We start from the raw sequence: 19,598 nt of genomic DNA, 5'->3' as shown, positions 1-19,598 counted from the left end.
GCGAAGTGATGCCGACGTCGGGGGGTCAGGGCTCGCCGTCGAACGCCTCGATGACGCCGTGGACGTGCTCGGTCCACTCGTCGAGCGCGGTGTGGAGCATCTCCTTCGCCTCGGGCAGTTCCACACCGGTGTACTGGTACACGTAGCCCCCGGAGTCGAGCAGCCGACGTTCGCGTTCGACGAGCCCCCGTTCGAGCAGCGTCGACAGCGACCGGTTGACGTTGCTGCGGTCGCGCTCCAGCTGGGTCGCCAGCTCCTCGACGGTGCTGCCGGGCTGGTCGAGCAGCAGCAGGTACGTCCGCGTCTCGTGTTCGTGGATGCCGAAGACGCAGCTCATCACCTGCCGGAAGCCCGGCTCGGGCTGTTCGAGCAGGTCGCCGAGGTCGTCGGGGGAGGCGTCGCTCATGGACCAACGGAGGGCTGGCGGGACCTAAAGACTACCCACCGCGGCATCGAGGAGGCGACTACTCCTCCCGTTTCGGCGCGTAGCCCTGGTTCTCGATGCACCGGCGCATCCCGGCCTCTGTCTCGTGTTTGTGCAGCGTCGTCGGGGTGTCGCAGTAGAAGATCGTCCCGTCGTGTCTGAGCGTCACCTCGTGTTCGGACCCCAGGAGTTCGGTGATGATGCGGACGCGGCGTCCCTCCCGGAGGGCCGCGAGTATCTCGTCGGCTTCGAGCTCGCCGGCCCGGACGCGGATCGGCTCTGTCATCGTCCACAACTGCTCGCTTCGGGCCCTTCGCTCTTTCCCCCTACTTCAGCGTTGTGTCCGAATGCGGCCGTCACGCCCGTCCGAGATACCGCTATGTCACCCTGTGACATCCGTTCTCGTGATGGCATCCGAGACAACCACCGAGACGATAGTCGGACGGAACACACGTATCGAACCCTGGCAGGGCGGCGTCGTCGGCGGGCTCGTCGGCGGCGCGGTCATGGGCGTCATGCTCACCGTGCAGATGACCCCCGTCATCGAGAACGCCATCCCCGCGATGTACGGCCTCTCCGGCGGCGCGGCCGGCTGGGTGATCCACATGATCCACGCGGCCATCCTGGGTGTCGGCTTCGCCGCTGTCGCGTCGCAGCTCGACCTCGACGCACTGGCCCCGAGCGTCGGCGTGGGGCTGGCCTACGGCGTCGTGCTCTGGCTCGTGCTGGCCGTCCTGGTCATGCCCGTCTGGCTGAGTGCCGTCGGCTTCGCCGGGGCACCCGCGCTCCCGAACGTGAACGTCCAGAGCCTCGTCGGGCACCTCGTCTACGGCGGCGTGCTCGGGCTGGTGTACCCGTTCGTCACGTTCGCGGACTGAGTACTCGCCAGACTGCGGCCGGACGGGTACCGGTCAACAATCGAGCAGGCCCCCGGTCATCGGCACCGACCGGCCACCGACGGCAGCGACCCTGCCGCCCGCGCTGGCGACCGGACACCCCTTCTTTACCGGAGCTACCACGCAACAGACATATCTACCGTGCGGTCGAAGCTAGCGTATGGCACACTCACCGGAGCGGCCGAAGCTGTACGTCTGTACCGACTGCCAGCTCGTGTACGCCGGGACGGTCGCAGAACACGTCGAAGGTGGCAGCCACGTGTACGAACCCCCGGCGGAGTGCCGGGTCTGTGACTCGACCTCGTTCGTCGAGACCAGCCAGTGGCCCCACAGACACGACTGACGATCAGTCGACGAGCGTCGCGAGCAGCGCCTTCTGGGCGTGCATCCGGTTCTCGGCCTGCTGCCAGACGACCGAGCGCTCGCCCTCGATCGTCTCCTCGGTGATCTCCTGCCCGCGGACCGCCGGCAGGCAGTGCATGACCTTCGCCTCTGTGCCGGCAAGCAGGTCCTCGTCGAGGGTGAAGCCGTCGAAGGCGTCGACCTTGTCGTCGTCCTCGCCCATGCTCACCCAGACGTCGGTGTAGACGACGTCGGCGTCGGCGACCGCCGCCGCCGGGTCGGTCGTGACCGTCGGTGGCGTGCCCGCCTCGGCTGCCGCGTCGAGCACGTCGTCGTCCAGTCCGTGGTCATCGGGGCAGGCGACGGTGAGGTCGATGCCGACCATCGCGCAGCCGACGGCGAACGAGCTGGCGACGTTGTTGCCGTCGCCGACCCACGCGGCCGAGACGTCCTCGAAGCCGCCGAACAGCTCCTTGATGGTCAGCAGGTCGGCGAGCGTCTGGCACGGATGCGCGTCGTCGGTCAGCCCGTTGACGACCGGAACCTCGGCGTAGGCCGCGAGCTCGGTCAGGTCGTCGTGGTCGAACACGCGGGCCATGATGGCGTCCACGTAGCCCGAGAGCGCGCGGGCCGTGTCCTTCAGCGGCTCGCCGCGGTCGAGCTGGGTGTCGTCGGGCCCGAGGAAGACGGCGTGACCGCCGAGCTGTGTCATCCCCGTCTCGAAGGAGACGCGGGTGCGGGTCGACGGCTTCTCGAACAGCATCGCGAGCGTCTTGCCGTCGAGGCTGCCGTGGGGTTCGCCGTTCTCGACGGCGGCCTTGTACTCGGCCGCGAGGTCGAGTACCGACTGTAGTTCGGCCGCCGACAGGTCGTCGACGGTGCGGAAGTGCTTCGGTGGCTGTGCTGGGTTCGTGGATGTCACGTCGGTGTGGGTGCTCATTGCAGGTCGTCGCAGACGGTCTCGAGGACCGCGATGGCGCGGTCGTACTCGGGCAGTGCGAGGCGTTCGTCCGGGGCGTGGTCGAGGGCCGAGTCGCCCGGGCCGTAGGTGGCCATCGGGCAGTCCCACGCGCCGGCGAACAGGTTCACGTCGGCCGTTCCGGTCTTCTTGAGGAGGCGAGGGGCGCCCCCTCGCTCTCGGATGCCGACGCGGAACGCGCGGCCGGCCTCGCCCCGCGGGCTGTCGAGCACGGGCGGGATGGCGTCGCGCCACTCGACGGTGCCAGCGTCGAGCTCGGCCTCCGCAGCCTCGCGGATCTCCGTGGCACTGCTGCCCGGCGGGATGCGGAACTGCACGGCCATCTCGGCCGCTACGGAGAGCCCGTCGTCGGCGACGCCGCCGGTCACGTCCACGGGCTTGGCTGTCACCGACTCGAAGACGGCGTCGTCGCCCGATTCGAACGCGCTTTCGACGCGGTTCCACCACGTCATCGCGTGCTGGATGGCGTTGGCCTCCGGGCGCGAGCTGTGGCCCGCGTCGGTCTCGACGCGGTAGGTGCCCGCGAGGAAGCCGCGGTAACCGAGCGTCACGGCGTCCCAGCCCGAGGGCTCGCCGTTGACGAGGGCGTCGGGTGCCGCCCGGTCGTCGACCAGGTGGCGCGCGCCGCGGGAGTCGGTCTCCTCGCCGACGACGCCGACGAAGGAGACGCCCGTCCGCACCGCCGCGACCGCCATCGCACAGAGCGGGCCGGTCGCGTCGACGCTCCCCCGGCCCCGGAGGACAGCGGCGTCGGTGGGTGCCTCGTCGCCGCCGCCCCAGGGGACGGGGTCGTCGGTGTCCTCGCCCGGGTGCTCGATGCCGACGGGCACGTCGCCCGGAACGGTATCGACGTGCGACGTGAGGAGCACCGAGTCGTCAGCCGGTGCGCGGACGTTGCCCACGTCGTCCAGCCACGCCTCGCGGCCGTGGTCCAGCAGGAAGTCGCGCAGGTGCTCGGCGGCCGCGCGCTCCTCGCCCGACGGCGAGGGGATGGCGACCATGGCTTCGAGCAGGTCTCGCGCGGCGGCGTCGGAGACCGCACCACCGTCGGCCACGACCGCGTCGTTCACGCCTCCGTCACCTCCAGCGTTGCCTCGAGCGCGCCGACGACCTCGTCGGCGTGCTCGCGGGTCATCGTCAGCGGCGGGAGCAGGCGCACGACGGTCCGGCCCGCCGGCAGCGCGAGGATCTGGTGCTGGATGGCGAGGTCGCGCAGCACGCGGTTCGCGCCGCGCCCGACCTCGATGCCGACGAGCAGCCCCTCGCCCCGGACGTCCCGCACCGGGAGGTCCGAGAGCCCGTCGACGAGGTAGTCGCCCACCTCGGCCGCGTTGCCGGGCAGGTCCTCCCCGACGATGGTGTCGAGCGTCGCCGCAGCCGCCGCGGAGACGGCGGGGCCGCCGGAGAAGGTCGAGCCGTGGGGGCCGGCGTCCTCGGCGAGCCAGTCCGCACAGAGCGTCGCGCCCATCGGCAGGCCGTTGGCGAGGCCCTTCGCCGTCGTCACCACGTCGGGCGTGACGCCGGCCGCCTCGCACGCCCAGAACGTGCCCGTCCGGCCGAGCCCGGTCTGGACCTCGTCGAAGACGAGCGCCGCGCCGTGGTCGTCGGTCGCCTCGCGGGCGGCCTCCAGGAACGCGGTGGTGCTCGGGTTCACGCCGCCCTCGCCCTGGACGGGTTCGAGGATGACCGCCGCCGTCTCGTCGTCGACGGCGTCGGCGATGGCCTCGCTGTCGCCGTAGTCGACGAACTCCACGTCGGCGAGCAGCGGCTCGAACGGCTTGCGGTACTTGGGCTTCCACGTCGTCGACAGCGCGCCCATCGTCCGCCCGTGGAAGCCGCGCTTCGTGGCGACGAACTTCGTGCCCCCGGTCGCGCTCCGGGCGAACTTCAGCGCCGCCTCGTTCGCCTCGGTCCCGGAGTTGCAGAGCCAGACGTTGTCGAGCCCCGGCGGCGCGACCGACGACAGCTTCTCGTACAGCTCGTCGCGGGCGCTCGTCGGGTACGAGCCCTGCACGAACGTCAGGTCGGCGAGCTGTGACTGTGCCGCCCCGACGACGTCCGGGTGGCCGTGGCCGGCCGGCACGCAGGCGTAGCTCGCGCCCATGTCCAGGTACTCCGTCCCCGAGTCGTCGTACAGGTACACGTCCTCGCCGCGCTCGATGGTGATGGGCTTGCGCGAGAAGACGAAGTCCGCGGGCATCTACTGGCTCACCTCCGTTTCGTCCCCCTCACTCTCGGGGGGCGCGAGCGCGCTCGGCAGCAGCGTCGTCCCGTCGCCCGAGAGCGCCGACTGGATGGGCTCGTCGGCGTTCGCGGTGGCGACGACGACCGACGACGCGCCGCCGGAGAGCGCCTCCTCGGCGGCGAGCACCTTCCGGGTCATGAAGCCCTCCGCCGCCGATTCGAGGGCGTCCCAGTCGGCGGCCGTCTCGACGGTGTCGATGCGCGTGGATTCGTCCTCGGGGTCTGCGTACACTCCGGAGACGTCGGTGAGGACGACGAGGTCGGCGCCGAGCGCGCCCGCCACCGCGGCGGCCGCACGGTCGGCGTCGGCGTTGACCGCGGTGTAGGTGCCGTCGCCCTCCGCGCCGAGCATCGGGACGGTCACGACGGGCGTGTAGCCGCCCGCAAGCAGGGTGTCGAGGAGGTCGACGTTCACCGTCTCGATGGTGCCGGAGTGGTCGCCCCGGCGGATCTTCTTCTTCCCGTCCTCGAGGACCCGAACCGCGGACTTGCGCGGTCCCTCCAGCAGGCCGCCGTCGACGCCGGAGAGCCCGACCGCGTTCACGCCCTGGCTCTGGAGCGACTCGACGAGCCCGGTGTTCAGCTTGCCGGGCATCACCATCTGGAACACCTCGATGGTGTCCGCGTCGGTGAATCTCCCGACGACCCCGCCGGGCGTCTCGACGTACTCGGGCTCCATGCCGAGGTCCTCGAGCGTCTCGTCGACGGCGGTCGAGCCGCCGTGGACGACGACGACCTGCTCGCCCGCCTCGACGAGGGCGGCCACGTCGGCCAGCGCGCCTTCCGGGTCGACCGCGCGTGCGCCGCCGACCTTGACCACCACTGCCATCTACGGACTCCCCACGGGGTGCAGCCCCGCGAACTCGAGTCCCGCCGTCTCGTCGAAGCCGAGCGCGACGTTGGCGGCGTGGACCGCCTGCCCGGCCGAGCCCTTCATCACGTTGTCGATGGCCGAGAACACGACGATGCGCTCGTTCCCGGGGTCCAGCTCGAAGCCCACGTCGGCGTAGTTCGTGCCGGCGACTGCCTTCGGTTCCGGATACCTGTAGGAGCCGGAGCCACCGGCGACGAGGCGGACGAACGGCTCCGCCTCGTACGCGCCGCGGTAGGCCGTCCAGAGCTCCTTCTTCGAGACGGGGCCGTCGGGGAACACGTGGCAGGTCGCGCTCGCGCCGCGCACCATGTCGACGGCGTGGCAGGTGAACGAGACGGAGAGCCCGAGCCACTGCTCGATCTCGGCCTCGTGACGGTGTCCCGTCGGCGCGTAGGGCCGGACGACCCCCGAGCGCTCGGCGTGGCTGGAGGCCGCGCCGCCGCCCGCGCCGCCCTCGCTGCTGCCGACCTTCACGTCCACGACGACGTCCGCGCCGTCGAGGACACCGGCGTCGGCGAGCGGTTTCAGCCCGAGCAGCGTCGCCGTGGCGTTGCAGCCGCCGGAGGCGATGATGTCCGCGTCCGCGAGGTTCTCGCGGTTGAGCTCGGGCAGTGCGTACTCGGCCACGTCCAGGTACTCGGGGGCGGTGTGGCCGTCGTACCACTCGTCGTACTGTCCCTCGGTGGCGAGACGGAAGTCCGCCGAGAGGTCGACGAGCAGGTCCGCGGCGTCGGTGTACTCCTCGACGTGCTCCATCGTGACGCCGTGGGGCGTCACCGTGAAGAGGACGTCGACGGATTCGAGGTCCGAGGGCTCCGAGAACCGCAGCTCGCGCCCGCGGAGGTTCGGGTGGACGCCGCCGATGGACTTGCCGGCGTACTCGCGGCTCGTCGCCTGCACGAGCTCGAAGTTCGGGTGGCCGTCGAGCAGGCGCAGGAGCTCGCCGCCGGCGAAGCCGGAGCCGCCGACGACGCCGGCGGTCTTCGTCTCCGCGTCCGTGTCGGCGTCGGCCGCAGCCGTGGTCCCCACTACGCCGTCACCTCCGCGGCTTCCGTGTCGACGCCGGGCTCGACGACCGACTCCAGCCAGTCGACGACCGCTCCGGGGACGTCGACCGCGGTCGCGTCGTCGAGCGCCTTGAACTCGACCGTGTGGTTGACCTCGTGGACCGTGTAGCCGCCCTCGTCGGTCTCCATGAGGTCCACGCCGAGCAGGCCGCCGCCGACAGCGTCGCTGGCGCGCTGGACGAGCTCGCACACCTCGTCGTCGAGGTCGAACTCCGCCGTCTCCGCGCCCTTGGCGGCGTTCGTGAGCCAGTGGTCCGACGAGCGCGCCATCGCCGCGACGGGCTCCCCGTCGGTGGCGAGCACGCGCAGGTCGCGGTCCGGCTTGCCGACGAACTCCTGGACGTAGAACACCGAGTGCTCGTAGTGCCCGAGCGTCGACTTGTGCTCGAGGATTGCCTCGGCCGCCGAGCGCGACTCCACCTTCGCCATGAGGCGACCCCACGAGCCGACGACCGGCTTGAGGACGCAGGGGTAGCCGAAGCTCTCGATTGCCTCGAGGGCGGCATCGGTGGTGAACGCGACCTTCGTCTCGGGCGTGGGGACGCCCGCGTTGGCGAGTGCGAGGCTCGTCTTCGCCTTGTCCGCGCAGATGTCGGCGGTCTCGGCGGCGTTGACGACGGGAATCCCGTACGCCTCGCAGAACTGGGTCGCGTACAGGCTGCGGGAGGTCGCCAGACAGCGGTCGAGCACCACGTCGAGCCCGTCGAACGAGTCGGGCGCGTCGTGGAGGTCGAACGTGAGCGTCCGGACGTCGAGCTTCACGACCTCGTGGCCGCGCTCGCGCAGTTCCGCGAGCAGGAGCTTCTCGTCCCGGCGGATGCGCGAGTAGAGCAGTCCGACCTTCACGCCGCCCACCCCGCCTCGCTGTCTCGCGTCGGGAGTGCCTGTGCCAGCCCCGTCATCCTACTCACCCCAGTCCTCGGCGAGCTCGGGTGCCACGTCGAGTGTGACGGGGTCGGTGTCGATCACTTCGAGCTCCGCGCCGCAGGTGGTACAGTCGACGATCTCTCCAGCTTCGAGGTCCGTGTGCAGGGACAGTTCTGCCCCGCATTCGACGCATTCTGTCATCACCTGTCCTTCGACGCCGACATCACTTAAAGATTGCGAACTTACCAAATTAATTATACAAACAGTGACGCCTCTGTGTGGTTCAGAGAGGCAGATTACGCACGAACCCGAAATTCGATATCAGGTTCTATATATTTCGTCCCCGTCGGGGGACTGGTGGCAGTGGTGGGACGGGTGGCAGGGTCGCGTCGTGCTCAGACATAGTCGGTCACCTCGGCGGTGAGGTCGTCGTGGGCCGCGTCGAGGCCATCACCGATGCCCTCGACGACCGCCTGATCGCTCGTGAGGCAGCTCTCGGCCTCGTTCAGCGCGTCGGCGACGGCGTCGGGCGCGGGCCCGCCGGGCGAGTCGCGCATCGTCACGCTCGCGGCCGGGTCCAGCGCCGTCTCGACCGCCTCGCGGTCGACGTACGCCGCGATGGACTCGTCGATGGTCTGCTGGGTCGCCTCGTCGATGATGGCGTAGTCCGGCTCCGTACCGGCCGCACTCGCGAGCTCGCCGGCCGTCGCGACGACCTCGTGGGCCGTGCGGAACGGCAGGCCCGCCATCGCGAGCAGGTCGGCGACGCCCGTCGCCGTCGAGAAGTTCGAGCCGGCCTCGGCGGCCAGCGTCTCCGCGTTCCACGTCGCGGTCGCGATGCCGCCCGCCGCGACCTCCGTGGCCTCGGTGACGGCGTCGACCGTCGCCCAGACGTGCGGCGTCGCGTTCTGCAGGTCGCGGTTGTACGCGCGGGGCAGCCCCTTCAGCGTCGTCAGCAGCCCCGTCAGCGAACCCGAGGCGTCGCCCGCGACCGAGCGGACGAGTTCGAACGTGTCCGGGTTCTTCTTCTGGGGCATGATCGAGGAGGTCGACGAGTAGTCGTCCGAGAGCTCGAGGTAGCCCTGGTTCGCGAAGAGGACGACGTCCTCCGCGAGCCCCGAGAGCGTCGTCGCGAGCGTCGCCATCGCCGCGGCGGACTCCACGAGGAAGTCGCGGGCCGCGACGGCGTCGGTCGCGTTCGTGATGACCTCGTCGAAGCCGAGCAGCTCGGCCGTGCGCTCGCGGTCCACGTCGAACGGCGTGCCGGCGAACGCGGCCGCGCCGAGCGGCGAGCGGTTCACGCGCTCGAACGCGTCGAGCAGGCGCTCGGTGTCGCGCGAGAGCGCCGACTCGTACGACAGCAGGTAGTGCCCGACCGTCGTCGGCTGGGCGTGCTGCAGGTGCGTGAAGCCGGGCATCGTCGTCTCGGCGTGTTCCTCGGCCGCCGCCAGCAGCACCGCGCGCAGGTCACAGACCGTCGCGGCCGCCGCGAGGAGGTCCTCGCGCAGGCGGTAGCGGATGCACGTCGTCACCTCGTCGTTGCGCGAGCGGGCGGTGTGCATCTTCCCGCCGTCGGGGCCGACCTGCTCGACGACCGCCGTCTCGATGGCCTCGTGGACGTCCTCGCCCTCGGGCAGCGCGGCGTGCCCTTCGACCTCGACGACGTTCAGCGCCGTGAGGATCTTCGATGCGGTGTCGTCGTCGATGACGTCCTGCTCGGCGAGCATGACGACGTGCGCGCGGTCGACGGCCACGTCGGCCGCGAAGATGCGCTCGTCGTCGGCGAGCGACGAGAGGTAGCCACGGGCCGGGCCACCGCTGAAGCGGTCGCCACGGACCGCGGTCCCGTCGCTCCCGCCGAGGCTGTCGGCGTCGTCGCCGCCGAGCGTGAACTCGCCGTCGTCGCCGCCGAATCCGGACATCTCAGTCGTCCGCTGTGAGTTCGACATCTGTCTCTTCCTCGTCTGTGCCGCCCGCGTTGGCGAGGCGGGCCTGGAAGCCGTGGTACTTGGCGACGCCCGTCGCGTCCTCCTGTGCGATGCCGTCGACGGTCTCCGTGTCGAACGACGCCGCGGACTCGGAGTAGACGGCGTGCTCGCTCTCGCGGCCGACCGGGCGGACCGTCCCGCCCTGGAGCTTGACCGTCACCGTGCCGGTCACCGTCTCCTGGCTCGCCGCGATGTAGGCGTTCAGCGAGTCCATGATGGGCGCGTCGATGAGCCCCTCGTAGGCCTTCTGTGCCCACTGGTTCTCGACCTGCGGCTTGAAGTCGCGCTCGTCCTTCGTGAACACGAGCTGTTCGAGCGCCTCGTGGGCGGTGATGAGCACCGTCGCGGCCGGGTGCTCGTAGTTCTCGCGCACCTTCAGGCCGAGCATGCGGTCCTCCATCATGTCCGTGCGGCCGACGCCGTACGCGCCGGCGTACTCGTTGAGGAACTCGATGAGCTCGACGCCGGAGAGCTCGCCGCCCTCGCCGTCTTCGGTCGTCACCGAGACGGGGTAGCCCTGCTCGAACTCGATGGTGATGGTCGTCGTCTCGCCGGTCGGAGCGGTCGTCCACTCGTAGATGTCCTCCGGCGGCTGGTAGCTCGGGTCCTCGAGGTCCTTGCCCTCGACCGAGCGGCTCCAGAGGTTCGTGTCGATGGACCAGTCGCCCTCGTTGCCGCCCTCGACGGGCAGCTCCTTCTCGGCGGCGTACTCCTGCTCCCACTCGCGGGTGAGGCCGAGCTCGCGCACCGGCGCGATGACCTCGAGGTCGGAGTCGCGCCAGACCGCCTCGAAGCGGAGCTGGTCGTTCCCCTTGCCCGTGCAGCCGTGGGCGATGCCGGTGCAGCCCTGTTCGATGGCCACGTCGAGGATGGCCGTCGCGATGACGGGGCGGGCCATCGCGGTCCCGAGCGGGTAGCCCTGGTACGTCGCGTTCGCGGTCACGGAGTCGAGACAGAGCTCGGCGAACTCCGCCTTGGCGTCGACGACGTAGTGCTCCAGCCCGAGCGCCTCGGCGGTCTCCTCTGCCTCGTCGAACTCCGCGGCCGGCTGACCGACGTCGACCGTGACGCCGATGACCTCGTCGTAGCCGTACTCCTCCTCGAGGAGTGGGACACAGACCGTCGTGTCCAGCCCGCCCGAGAACGCCAGTGCTACTTTGCCGCCCGATTCCTGTGTGCTGCCGTCCGATGTCGTGTGTGTCATTGGTTGTCGTGGAAACTGGCGGACTCGCGTCCGCCGGATAGTTGCAAACTGTGCCCAGCGCTGGGGATGAATGAGTGTGGCCCTAACGGGCCGGTCGTGGTCGCGGTCGTCGGACGACAGCACCGCTCGCGAGAGAAGTGCGAGCGCGGAGTTCGCGGTGCTGCCTCATCGTACCCATGGGTACAACGAGGTCGCTATTAAAGCCTTGCGGGCAGGCAACGCTTGCACGTCAGGCGGTTTCGCGGTTCGTGCGAACATCCCACATGGATTGGCTACCATTTTATACAGCCCCCCGAACAACTGGCGGCCATGTTCAATGGACTCGACGACAGAGCCGACATCGAGGCCGAATCGTTGCTCAAGGTGATACTGGTGCTGGTGCTCGTCTGGATCGCCCTGGAGGTCGTGGGCGAGTTCCTCAACATCCTCACCGACCTGCTCGGCCCGTTCCGGCCGCTGCTCGGGCTGGCCATCGTCGCCATCATCGTCCTCTGGCTGCTCGACCGGCTCTGACGACCCGGGCGCCACCGCCACCGACCGCCAGCCTCTTTTCCCGCGACCGCCGAGTACGACCGTGTTCAGCCTGAACGTCCCGGTCCCCGGCTCCGTCTCCCGGCTCGCCGACGAGCTCCAGCCGGCGCTGTTCGGCTTCGAGCGCGTCCGCGACGAGCACACCCTGCTGGCCAAGCGCATCGGCGACCCGGACCACTTCGACGCCCGCACCCACGAGGTCCGCCGCGCCCTCCGCGGTCAGCCCGCCTTCGAGGTCCAGGTCACGGGCGTCGACTACTTCGAGCAGCCGACCGTCGGCACCGCGCCCGTCGTCTACCTCGCCGTCGAGAGCCCCGGCCTCCACGAGCTGCACGACTCGCTGGTCGAGGAGTTCGGGGCCATCGACGGGCTGGAGGGCGAGGACTACACACCGCACGTGACCCTCGCCCGCGACGGCGACGTGGCGAGCGCCAAGCGCGCCGCGGAGTACGACGTGGAGCCCGTCTCGTGGACCGTGACCGAACTGGAGTTCTTCGACTCGAAGTACCGGGAGGTCGCCGGGCGGATCTCGTTGCCGGCGTGAGACGGCCCGGTCCGTGTGAACACGCACTCGGTCATGGTACCGCGACCCTCGGAACTCTTATCCCCCAGCCGAGTGAATATTTTTCTGTAATGGCAAACGGTAACGTTGACTTCTTCAACGACACTGGCGGCTACGGTTTCATTTCGACAGAGGACGCGGACGAGGACGTTTTCTTCCACATGGAGGACGTTGGCGGTCCGGACCTCGAAGAGGGTGAAGAGATCGAGTTCGACATCGAGGACGCCCCCAAGGGCCCCCGCGCGACGAACGTCGTCCGTAACTAAACGCAGCTCTCGTCCGTCGCATCCCGCGACCGGTCGATGACTTCGTTCTTCCACACTCACACTCGCGAGCGGTCGCTCTACACCCCGCCGAAGTCGAGTTCGGTGACGAGGACGGTCGACGAGTTGGCGCTCTACGACGTGCAGTAGCGCGTTACGAACGAACCGTGAACCGGGCAGCGACCCCGTAGTCCGTCTCGTAGTCGTTCTCGGCCTCCTTCTCGGACGTGACACCCCAGTAGACGAACCGGTACTCTCCACTACTGAGCGGCGCACAGACGTGATACGTCGGCGAGTGGCGAACCGCGTCCGAAGCACCGTCTTGGCTGAACGTGAACTCCCATCGGAACCCCTCCCCAGGTTCGTGCGTTACGCCCTCGTCCGACCAGCCCGCGAACACGTCTTCCCGGCCGAAGATGGTCCGCCACCGGTCCGAGTCTCGGTACTGGATGTCGAACTTGCCCTTGTTCCCGGACGTGTTGGTCTCGCCAGAGACGTTCTCCAGTGTCGCGGCGAGCGTCTCCCCCACCGAGATCGACCGCTCCTCGATTTCGAGAGCGAACCCAGCGAGCCGTCCATAGCGTTCCACCACCCAGTACGGCTCTATGGACTCGTACCCATCCCGACAGGACTCGGCCCTGCCAGCACTCCCATCGGTTACCGACGTGGCCGTGCCGGTCCCCGTCGTAGGCGGCGTCTCCGAGACGGTTTCGGTCCGCACGGTCGTCTGGTGTCTCGTCGTCGACTCCGACTGTGTCTCACTTCCGGAGAGACACCCCGCGGTCGCGAACGGTATCGTGGCGGTGACCCGCAGCACGTTTCGGCGGGTTGGAGGGCACATATCACAGTAAAAGCCCCGATTCTGACAAATAATCTTTGTCAATCAACCAATTTGTTACGGGCGCGACGGCTCCCTGTCGTCCCCATTCATGACCTGGTAGAGGTTCAGCATCGCGAACCTGTGCGCCCCTGCCGGACAGCCCGACACCACTGCACTCGACTCGAAATCAGAGAACGTCGGTCGGTTGTGCTGCACCGTGTTCCACCAGTTCTGCATCGAACGTGACGAGCGTCGCGTCGATGGCAACGGCTACGACGAGAACGTTCGTATCGAGAAGCAGTTTCATAGCCGCTCGCGAACGTCACGGACCTCCTCGACGGCATCGACCTCGACATCGACGGCCAGGTCAGCGAGCGCGTCACCCAGCGGGACGGACTGGTCGTCCTCGGGGTCTGCAGCCATGAACTCCCTGAAGTCGTCCGTGGTGAGACTCAAACGTCCTGATTGCGCCGTCGCCCGCAAAAACCTACGGGTGGCGAGCACCGCCGCGACTACGGACACCCGTCACGGCTGCGGCGGCTCGCCGTCGTAGCCGTCCATATCCTGGTAGAAGTTCAGCATCGCGAACTTCAGCTTCTCCGGCTTGAGGTCCAGCATCTCGTCGCGCTCCTCCACCGGGAACGTGTCGCGGACGCTGTACTTGCCCATCTCGCCCTTGCTCCGGGCGGTGTAGCGCTCGTCGAGGAGGATGCGTACGCCGAAGTCCTCGGGCGAGCGGATGACCCGGCCGATGGCCTGTCTGGTCTTCCTGACGGTAGGGATCTCGACGGCGTAGCGCCAGCCGGCCTCGCGCTCGCCCTGCCGACCGAACGCCTCGCCGTAGGCCTCCTGCACCGCCTCGGCGCGGTCGTCGAGGTGCGGGTAGGGGACGCCGAGGACGACCACGCTGCGGGCGTCGTCGCCGTCGAAGCTGACGCCCTCGGCGAGGGTGCCCCAGAGCGAGGTGAGCAGCACGCCGTCGTCGTCGTCGGTGAACCGCTGGCGGAGGTCCTCCGCGCGCTTGCCGGGCTCGTCGAGGTACACCGTGGCGTCGGTCGTCTGTCGCAGCCGGGTCGCGTAGCGCTCGGCCTCGGCGTAGTTCGGCGTGAAGACGAGCGTGTTCCCGGGGGTGAACGTGACTGCATCGGCGAGCGTCGAGCCGACGGTCTGTTGCACGTCGGCGTCGTCGCGGGCGCTGGCGAACAGCGCCGGGGTGGAGACGGCGTAGGTGCGCCGGCGCTCGGCCGGGAACTGCAGCCCGAACGCCATCGTGATGGGCTCGGTCAGCCCGAGCACGTCGGCGGTGACGGCGAACGGGCGCAGGGTGGCGCTCATCAGCACCGTGGCGTGGACCTCCTCGAACAGGTCCCGGGTCACGTCCTGCGGGATGCAGGTGTACAGTTCGGCCCGGCCGTAGACCTCGTCGGTGGCCTGGTCGCGCCGGACCGAGGCGACCGGGTAGAGGCCCTCGTCGGTGCCCTCGCGCATCCACGCCCCGACGAAGCCCGCCGCCATGAGCGTCTGGCACTCCTGGCGGGTGGTCGCCTCGCCGTTCTTGTACGCCTCCTCGTAGGCGTCGTCGAGGTCCGAGCCGAGCGTCACCGCCGCTTCGAGGTCCGACTTGTAGCCCGGGCCCTTGTAGAGCTGGAGGAATCTGAGCGTGAGGTCGTCCCGTTTGTCCTCGTTGGCGACGGTCACGTCCACCCAGTCGTCGCCGACGCGCTCGCGCTCCCCGAAGCCGAAGGAGTCCTCGTAGGTCTCCACGAGCGCGTTCCGGAACGCCCGGAGGACGTTCTCAGCGCGCTCGGCGCGGCTGTCGTCGCTGTCGGCCAGCTCCTCCAGTGCGGCGTCGAGCGTCTGCTCGGTCAGCGTGCGCGTCGCGTGGTCCCGGGCCGCGCCCTCGACGTTGTGCGCCTCGTCGAAGACGGTGATGACGTCCTCCGGCTCGCGGCCGAGCCAGCGGAAGAACTGCTCGCGGATGTTCGGGTCGAGCAGGTGGTGGTAGTTACAGACGACGAGGTCGACGCCCTCCATCGACTCCTTCAGCAGCTCGTAGCCGCACATCGTCCGCTCGCCCGCGTACTCGTACACGTCGTCGGGCGTGCGCACGTCGTCGAACAGCCACGCCCGGAAGCCCTCGACGTCGCCGGTGAGGTTGTTCCGGTAGTTGTCGCAGACGTTCTTCTCGTCGGCGATGGTGGTCGCGCGCTCCTCCACGCTCTCTAACTCGTCGACGACCGCCTGCCGTGCCTCGGCGGCGTCGGCCTCGCCCGTCTGGGCCTGGGCGAGCAGCTCGCGCTCGCGCTCGCGCAGTTCCGCGGCCTCGCGTCGCGCGTCGACGAGTTCGCGGGTGTTGTCGCGCAGGACCTGGCACTCCTCGTAGCCAACGTCGATGTGGCACATCGAGGCCTTCCCGCGGAAGACGACCGCGCGGATCGGCTCCTTCTGGGTGATGGCCCGGGCCTCCTCGACGAACTGGCGCATCTGCTGGTGGACGTCGGTCGTGATGACGACCGTCTTGTCCGCGTCGCGTGCGTACTCCAGCGCCGGGACCAGCGCCGAGAGCGTCTTCCCCGTCCCGCACGCCCCCTCGAACAGCACGTCCTGGCCGCGCTCCAGCGACGTGTGGATCCGCGTCATCGCGTCGTCCTGGTTGTCGTAGGGCGCGTCGTACGGGAAGAACCGCATGTACGCGTCGGTGTCGGCCACACCCGCCTTTGGCCGGCTTCGGATAAAATGGTTCGTGCCTGCGGACGTCAGAGCCCCACCGCGACGGCCTCCCCGAGCGTGGCCACGACCGCGGCGAGCAGGTAGCCGTAGCCGAGCGCGAGTGCCAGCTGCGACAGGTCGCCCATCGCCGCCGGGTCGGTGACGCGTTCGACGACCCACCTCGTCGGGGTGACCAGCACATCGAGGAGCGCGTCGGGACCGCGAAGAGCCGCCCGTGGCCGGCCACGTCGAACCGCACGCGGCAGTAGTACTGACCGCCCACAAGGCCCGGCCAGCCGGGCGTCACCCGGTGGAGGTGGCTCCCACAGACCTAAGACCAGCCGAGTCATATGATACCACATGCCAGTCCCAGGCTACGACCTCGACGACCTGGACGAATCGCTCCGTGAACGCCTCGCACAGAAGGCGCTGCACGACATGCTGGACGACGAGGAACTGGCCAGGCTGGAGGCCGGCGAAGGACTCACCGACGTGCTCGAACCGGAGGAGATCAGCGAGCTGCTCGAGATGGAAGCGAGCTGAGTCAGGCCGCCGAGGCGTCGTCGGTCCTGGTCTCGGGCTCGATGTACACCGTCTTCACCGAGTCGTCGAGCGCCTTGAGCTCCGCCTCGATGGCGGAGATTGCGTCGTCGATGGCCTCGGTGTCGAGGTCGCCCTCGAACGAGACGTCGGCGGTGACGACGAGCCGACCAGGGCCGAAGTACACCGTCCGGAAGTCGTTGACGGAGACGACACCCTCGCCGCTACGGATGGCCTTCCGGAGGCCGGACTCCTCGTCCTCGGGGAGCGACTCGCCGAGCAGGAGGCGCTTGTTCTCCCACGCCAGCGCGACGGCGAAGAACATGAGCAGGAGCCCGATGAGCAGCGCGGAGACGGCGTCGTAGATCTGGTTGCCGGTCGTCCGGGTGAGGTAGACGCCGAACAGCGCGATGCCCGCCCCGGCCATCGCGATGGCGTCCTCGGTGAACGCCGTGAGCGTGGTCACGTCGCTGGTCTTGCGGAACGCCTCGCGGTAGCCCGACCAGCCGTGCTTCTCGATCTGCATCTTCAGGGCCTTGTTCGCCTTCCAGAGCGCGTACGCCTCGAAGATGATGGCGCCGATGAGGACGCTGTAGTTCACCCAGACGGCGGGGAACGTGTAGCCGAGGATCGTCGGGTCCGTCACCGTCGGCTCGTGGGGGTGGACGATGGCCTCGTAGCCGTGTTTGGCGGACTCCCAGCCCGCGATCCCGAACAGCAGGACGCTGACGAGGAAGGAGTAGAAGAACTGCGCCTTGCCGTAGCCGAACGGGTGGCTCCGGCTCGCCTCCTTGCCGGAGTAGCGGATGCCGACCAGCAGGAACACCTGGTTTCCCGTGTCGGAGACGGAGTGGTACGTCTCGGACAGCATCGCCGGGCTCCCGGTCAGGAGATACCCGATGAACTTCATGATCGCGATCGCCCCGTTGGCGATGAGTGCGGCGATGACGACTGACTTGCTCGAGGCCATTGACTACTCGACTGATATGGAGGCAAAAAACCGTTCCGAAGCTACGCAGGCCCGGCGTACTCCCAGGTGGAGCCGTCGTCCGAGGGCCCCTCGACGCCCGGCAGGCGGGCGAGTCGCGGGCGGAGGAACGCCCACCACGCCTCGGCCGAGTCGTAGCCGGCCTTGTGGCCGGGGTACACCTCGCGCTTGAACGCGCGGTCGGTGACGGTGCCCTCCTCGGCGAGGAACTCCCAGGCGCGTTCGAGCGCGTCGCGTCGCCAGTCCTGCATCATCTCGCTCACGCCCGGCACGTCGAGTTCGGCGATGGTGCGCTGGACGGCCGCACGGCGGGCCGTCTCGGGGTCGATGCCACCGCCGGGATGCACGTCCGGTGAGAGGTAGTACGCCGTGAGCGCGTCGTCGCCGTCGACCAGCGCGGCCGATTCGAGCTCGCCGGCGTCGACGAGCGCCGACAGCGTCTCGGCCGTGCGGTCCCGGTCGACGTCCAGCTCCCCGGCGACGTCCTCGGCCGTCCGCGGAGCGAGCGAGTCGAACGTCGCGAGGACGACCGCCCGGGGCGGCGCCTCACCGGGCGACTCCTCGTCCCCGTGACGCTCGGGCTCCTGTGCCATGCCTCACCGTTGCACCGGTGGGACCAAAGTGGTTTCTGTCGAGCGAAACGCACGTCACCCCCGCGCACCTAGGGCCCGCCATGCTCGTCGTCTGCTCAGATACGCACTCCCACACCGGGCACGCGCTGACCGGCCGGACCCGCGAGGCGGTCGCGGACGCCGACCTCGTCGTCCACGCGGGCGACTTCGTCTCGCCCGACGCGCTCGACGCCTTCTACGAGGTCGCGCCGGAGCTCCGCGCCGTCCACGGCAACGCCGACGGTCCCACGGTCACCGAGCGGTTGCCGACCACGCGCGTCGTCGAGTACGCGGGCGTCCGCATCGCGGTGACACACCGCCGCAGCGGCGGCGCGACAGGGCTACGGATGTTCGGCCGGGAGAAGGGTGCGGACCTCGTCGTCTCCGGGCACACCCACCGGCCGACGGTCGTCGAGACCGACGACGTGACGCTGCTGAACCCCGGCAGTCACGCCCAGCCGCGGGGGAATCGCCCCGGCCACGCCGAGCTCGAACCGACCGACGACGGGCTCTCGGGGCGCATCGTCCAGCCCGACGGCACGCTCGTCGAGGAGTTCTCGGTCCTCGCGGGCGGTCGCGACGTGCTGGACTGAGCGACGAGCCGCGGATCGGGCAGCTGTGTCGGGTTCGTGGGATGAGGGCAGAAACGGGGACCGGGGTCGGTCGTGGGCAGACACCCCAGGGCCGTGTGTCATGACAGATGGAGGGCCGAAGCCCCGGGGTCCACATCTACCAAGCAGACACGTATCAAAAGAGATACTGGTAGCTCAAACCCGCGTTTCACCTAGCGGTTCGCCGTGTACCAGTAGGCGAAGCCGGCGGCGAGGATGACCGTGCCGCCGAGCAGGAACGCCAGTCCGGGTGAGACCGAAGCGCCCGCCGTGTCGGCGGCGACGCGCGTCGCCGTGGTCGTCGTCTCGACGGCCGTGGTCGCCGTCTCGTTCGGGTTGCCCGCGACCGTCTCCGTCGCCGGCGGGGGGAGCGGCTCCCCGCTCGGAGGGGTCCCACCGCCGAGGTCGAAGAACGAGCCGAGGCCGCCACCGAACGACTGCTGGACGAGCAACGAGCCGGCCGCGAGCAGCCCGAAGGCGCCGAGCAGTCGGGAGATCGCGGCCTTCAGCCCGGTCGACTGCTCCGAGCCGCCCGCGAACACCACGAGCGGCTGGTCGGCTGGCGCGTACACCTTCATCTCCCGCCCCTTCGCGGAGTACGCCGTATCGACGACCTCGATGATGTCGGCGTCCTCCAGCTTCTCCAGGTGGTACTGCGTGTTCTGGAGGGAGGTGTCGACCGCGTCGGCGAGCTGGGATGGTGTCGCCGGCTCGTCGTGGAGCGCAGTCAACACCTCACGCGCCGTCGACGAGGAGAGTACCCCGATGAGGTCGTCGGCGTCGTCGCTGTCGAGACCGATGACGCGGGGCTCCGCGTCGGCGGCGGCCGACGTATCCGGAGAGGAGGGCAACAGGTCCGCCATACCGTAGGGATGGGCATCGTCGAACATGAACGTTTGTATATCTTCGACAACTCTTTGTGTTTCCATAATCGCAAGACAGCGCCGCCATTGATAGCCGGTAGCACACCGTTTCCAGCAGTGATTTCCGAGCCAAATGGTAACGGGACACTATCCCGGAGCAGCCCCGTGGCGCCGGTCCTGTCAGCACATCTCGCAGACGTCGAAACGCATTTGTT

At 69.1% G+C, this 19,598-nt stretch carries 25 protein-coding genes; 7 read left to right on the top strand and 18 right to left on the bottom strand.

Going from position 1 to position 19,598, the window contains the following annotated elements:
• Nucleotides 1–25 precede the first annotated feature (25 nt).
• Entirely contained in the window at nucleotides 26–406 is a 381-nt protein-coding gene (locus ACSG06_RS01320; protein ID WP_440988456.1) for a helix-turn-helix domain-containing protein, read from the bottom strand.
• A gap of 58 nt (nucleotides 407–464) precedes the next feature.
• Nucleotides 465–710, bottom strand: a complete 246-nt coding sequence (locus ACSG06_RS01315) for a DUF8001 family protein (protein WP_440988455.1) — start codon at nucleotides 708–710, stop codon at nucleotides 465–467.
• A 121-nt stretch (nucleotides 711–831) separates the two neighbouring features.
• Between ACSG06_RS01315 and ACSG06_RS01310 the strand changes: the two genes are divergently transcribed.
• Together ACSG06_RS01310 and ACSG06_RS01305 are read left to right on the top strand one after the other, a co-directional pair.
• A complete protein-coding gene (locus tag ACSG06_RS01310) occupies nucleotides 832–1,302 on the top strand; it encodes a DUF6789 family protein (RefSeq protein ID WP_440988454.1) in 471 nt (156 codons plus the stop codon).
• Nucleotides 1,303–1,480: 178 nt separating this feature from the next.
• Entirely contained in the window at nucleotides 1,481–1,663 is a 183-nt protein-coding gene (locus ACSG06_RS01305; protein WP_440988453.1) for a hypothetical protein, read from the top strand.
• 3 nt (nucleotides 1,664–1,666) lie between these two features.
• Here ACSG06_RS01305 and argF read toward each other — a convergent pair whose 3' ends face one another.
• From argF to ACSG06_RS01260, 9 genes are all read right to left on the bottom strand, one after another.
• Nucleotides 1,667–2,602 (bottom strand): ornithine carbamoyltransferase, encoded by a 936-nt coding sequence (argF, locus tag ACSG06_RS01300; RefSeq protein ID WP_440988452.1) that lies wholly within the window; start codon nucleotides 2,600–2,602, stop codon nucleotides 1,667–1,669.
• Nucleotides 2,599–3,711: a [LysW]-lysine hydrolase gene (locus ACSG06_RS01295; protein ID WP_440988451.1), complete on the bottom strand. Its 1,113-nt coding sequence runs from the start codon at nucleotides 3,709–3,711 to the stop codon at nucleotides 2,599–2,601. The genes argF and ACSG06_RS01295 overlap by 4 nt, the downstream gene beginning before the upstream one ends.
• Entirely contained in the window at nucleotides 3,708–4,841 is a 1,134-nt protein-coding gene (locus ACSG06_RS01290) for an aspartate aminotransferase family protein (protein WP_440988450.1), read from the bottom strand. Before ACSG06_RS01290 ends, ACSG06_RS01295 begins: the two co-directional genes overlap by 4 nt.
• On the bottom strand, nucleotides 4,842–5,714 hold the full coding sequence (locus ACSG06_RS01285) for an acetylglutamate/acetylaminoadipate kinase (RefSeq protein ID WP_440988449.1): 873 nt from the start codon (nucleotides 5,712–5,714) through the stop codon (nucleotides 4,842–4,844).
• The gene (gene argC, locus ACSG06_RS01280) at nucleotides 5,715–6,788 is read right to left on the bottom strand and encodes an N-acetyl-gamma-glutamyl-phosphate reductase (protein ID WP_440988448.1); all 1,074 of its coding nucleotides are present in this window, start codon (nucleotides 6,786–6,788) and stop codon (nucleotides 5,715–5,717) included.
• Nucleotides 6,788–7,672, bottom strand: coding sequence for a lysine biosynthesis protein LysX (gene lysX / locus ACSG06_RS01275; protein ID WP_440988447.1), 885 nt, complete (start codon nucleotides 7,670–7,672; stop codon nucleotides 6,788–6,790). The genes argC and lysX overlap by 1 nt, the downstream gene beginning before the upstream one ends.
• 57 nt (nucleotides 7,673–7,729) lie before the next feature.
• Nucleotides 7,730–7,894: a lysine biosynthesis protein LysW gene (gene lysW, locus ACSG06_RS01270; RefSeq protein ID WP_440988446.1), complete on the bottom strand. Its 165-nt coding sequence runs from the start codon at nucleotides 7,892–7,894 to the stop codon at nucleotides 7,730–7,732.
• A 194-nt stretch (nucleotides 7,895–8,088) separates the two neighbouring features.
• On the bottom strand, nucleotides 8,089–9,615 hold the full coding sequence (argH, locus tag ACSG06_RS01265; protein ID WP_440988445.1) for an argininosuccinate lyase: 1,527 nt from the start codon (nucleotides 9,613–9,615) through the stop codon (nucleotides 8,089–8,091).
• A 1-nt stretch (nucleotide 9,616) separates the two neighbouring features.
• A complete protein-coding gene (locus ACSG06_RS01260; protein ID WP_440988444.1) occupies nucleotides 9,617–10,885 on the bottom strand; it encodes an argininosuccinate synthase in 1,269 nt (422 codons plus the stop codon).
• A 309-nt stretch (nucleotides 10,886–11,194) separates the two neighbouring features.
• On the opposite strand from ACSG06_RS01260, the gene ACSG06_RS01255 reads away from it, so the two are divergent.
• The 3 genes from ACSG06_RS01255 (at nucleotide 11,195) to ACSG06_RS01245 (ending at nucleotide 12,244) form a co-directional block, all read left to right on the top strand.
• Complete coding sequence (locus tag ACSG06_RS01255; RefSeq protein ID WP_440988443.1) at nucleotides 11,195–11,398, top strand: DUF7554 family protein; 204 nt, start codon at nucleotides 11,195–11,197, stop codon at nucleotides 11,396–11,398.
• A gap of 61 nt (nucleotides 11,399–11,459) precedes the next feature.
• The gene (locus ACSG06_RS01250; RefSeq protein WP_440988442.1) at nucleotides 11,460–11,960 is read left to right on the top strand and encodes a 2'-5' RNA ligase family protein; all 501 of its coding nucleotides are present in this window, start codon (nucleotides 11,460–11,462) and stop codon (nucleotides 11,958–11,960) included.
• Between the two features lie 89 nt (nucleotides 11,961–12,049).
• Entirely contained in the window at nucleotides 12,050–12,244 is a 195-nt protein-coding gene (locus ACSG06_RS01245; protein ID WP_440988441.1) for a cold-shock protein, read from the top strand.
• Nucleotides 12,245–12,395: 151 nt separating this feature from the next.
• Here the strand turns inward: ACSG06_RS01245 and ACSG06_RS01240 are convergent, their stop codons facing one another.
• From ACSG06_RS01240 to ACSG06_RS01225, 4 genes are all read right to left on the bottom strand, one after another.
• Nucleotides 12,396–12,770 (bottom strand): hypothetical protein, encoded by a 375-nt coding sequence (locus tag ACSG06_RS01240; protein WP_440988440.1) that lies wholly within the window; start codon nucleotides 12,768–12,770, stop codon nucleotides 12,396–12,398.
• 594 nt (nucleotides 12,771–13,364) lie between these two features.
• The gene (locus tag ACSG06_RS01235; protein ID WP_440988439.1) at nucleotides 13,365–13,517 is read right to left on the bottom strand and encodes a hypothetical protein; all 153 of its coding nucleotides are present in this window, start codon (nucleotides 13,515–13,517) and stop codon (nucleotides 13,365–13,367) included.
• Nucleotides 13,518–13,586: 69 nt separating this feature from the next.
• The gene (locus ACSG06_RS01230; RefSeq protein WP_440990283.1) at nucleotides 13,587–15,749 is read right to left on the bottom strand and encodes an ATP-dependent DNA helicase; all 2,163 of its coding nucleotides are present in this window, start codon (nucleotides 15,747–15,749) and stop codon (nucleotides 13,587–13,589) included.
• A gap of 68 nt (nucleotides 15,750–15,817) precedes the next feature.
• Nucleotides 15,818–15,970, bottom strand: a complete 153-nt coding sequence (locus ACSG06_RS01225; protein ID WP_440988438.1) for a hypothetical protein — start codon at nucleotides 15,968–15,970, stop codon at nucleotides 15,818–15,820.
• A gap of 160 nt (nucleotides 15,971–16,130) precedes the next feature.
• Here ACSG06_RS01225 and ACSG06_RS01220 point away from each other — a divergent pair, with 160 nt between their 5' ends.
• Nucleotides 16,131–16,313, top strand: coding sequence for a DUF8027 family protein (locus tag ACSG06_RS01220; protein WP_440988437.1), 183 nt, complete (start codon nucleotides 16,131–16,133; stop codon nucleotides 16,311–16,313).
• 1 nt (nucleotide 16,314) lies between these two features.
• Here the strand turns inward: ACSG06_RS01220 and ACSG06_RS01215 are convergent, their stop codons facing one another.
• Both ACSG06_RS01215 and ACSG06_RS01210 read right to left on the bottom strand, forming a co-directional pair.
• A complete protein-coding gene (locus ACSG06_RS01215) occupies nucleotides 16,315–17,280 on the bottom strand; it encodes a cation diffusion facilitator family transporter (protein WP_440988436.1) in 966 nt (321 codons plus the stop codon).
• Nucleotides 17,281–17,321: 41 nt separating this feature from the next.
• Nucleotides 17,322–17,891, bottom strand: coding sequence for a hypothetical protein (locus tag ACSG06_RS01210; RefSeq protein WP_440988435.1), 570 nt, complete (start codon nucleotides 17,889–17,891; stop codon nucleotides 17,322–17,324).
• A gap of 80 nt (nucleotides 17,892–17,971) precedes the next feature.
• On the opposite strand from ACSG06_RS01210, the gene ACSG06_RS01205 reads away from it, so the two are divergent.
• Nucleotides 17,972–18,502 carry a metallophosphoesterase gene (locus ACSG06_RS01205; protein ID WP_440988434.1) on the top strand — a complete coding sequence of 177 codons (531 nt, stop codon included), beginning with the start codon at nucleotides 17,972–17,974 and terminating at the stop codon, nucleotides 18,500–18,502.
• A 191-nt stretch (nucleotides 18,503–18,693) separates the two neighbouring features.
• On the opposite strand, the gene ACSG06_RS01200 is transcribed toward ACSG06_RS01205, so the two are convergent.
• On the bottom strand, nucleotides 18,694–19,383 hold the full coding sequence (locus tag ACSG06_RS01200; protein WP_440988433.1) for an ArsR/SmtB family transcription factor: 690 nt from the start codon (nucleotides 19,381–19,383) through the stop codon (nucleotides 18,694–18,696).
• Nucleotides 19,384–19,598: the final 215 nt, after the last annotated feature.

The organism is Haloarchaeobius baliensis (assembly GCF_052060055.1).
Taxonomy (GTDB): Archaea; Halobacteriota; Halobacteria; order Halobacteriales; family Natrialbaceae; genus Haloarchaeobius; species Haloarchaeobius baliensis.
This window is presented reverse-complemented; position numbering and strand designations above follow the sequence as displayed.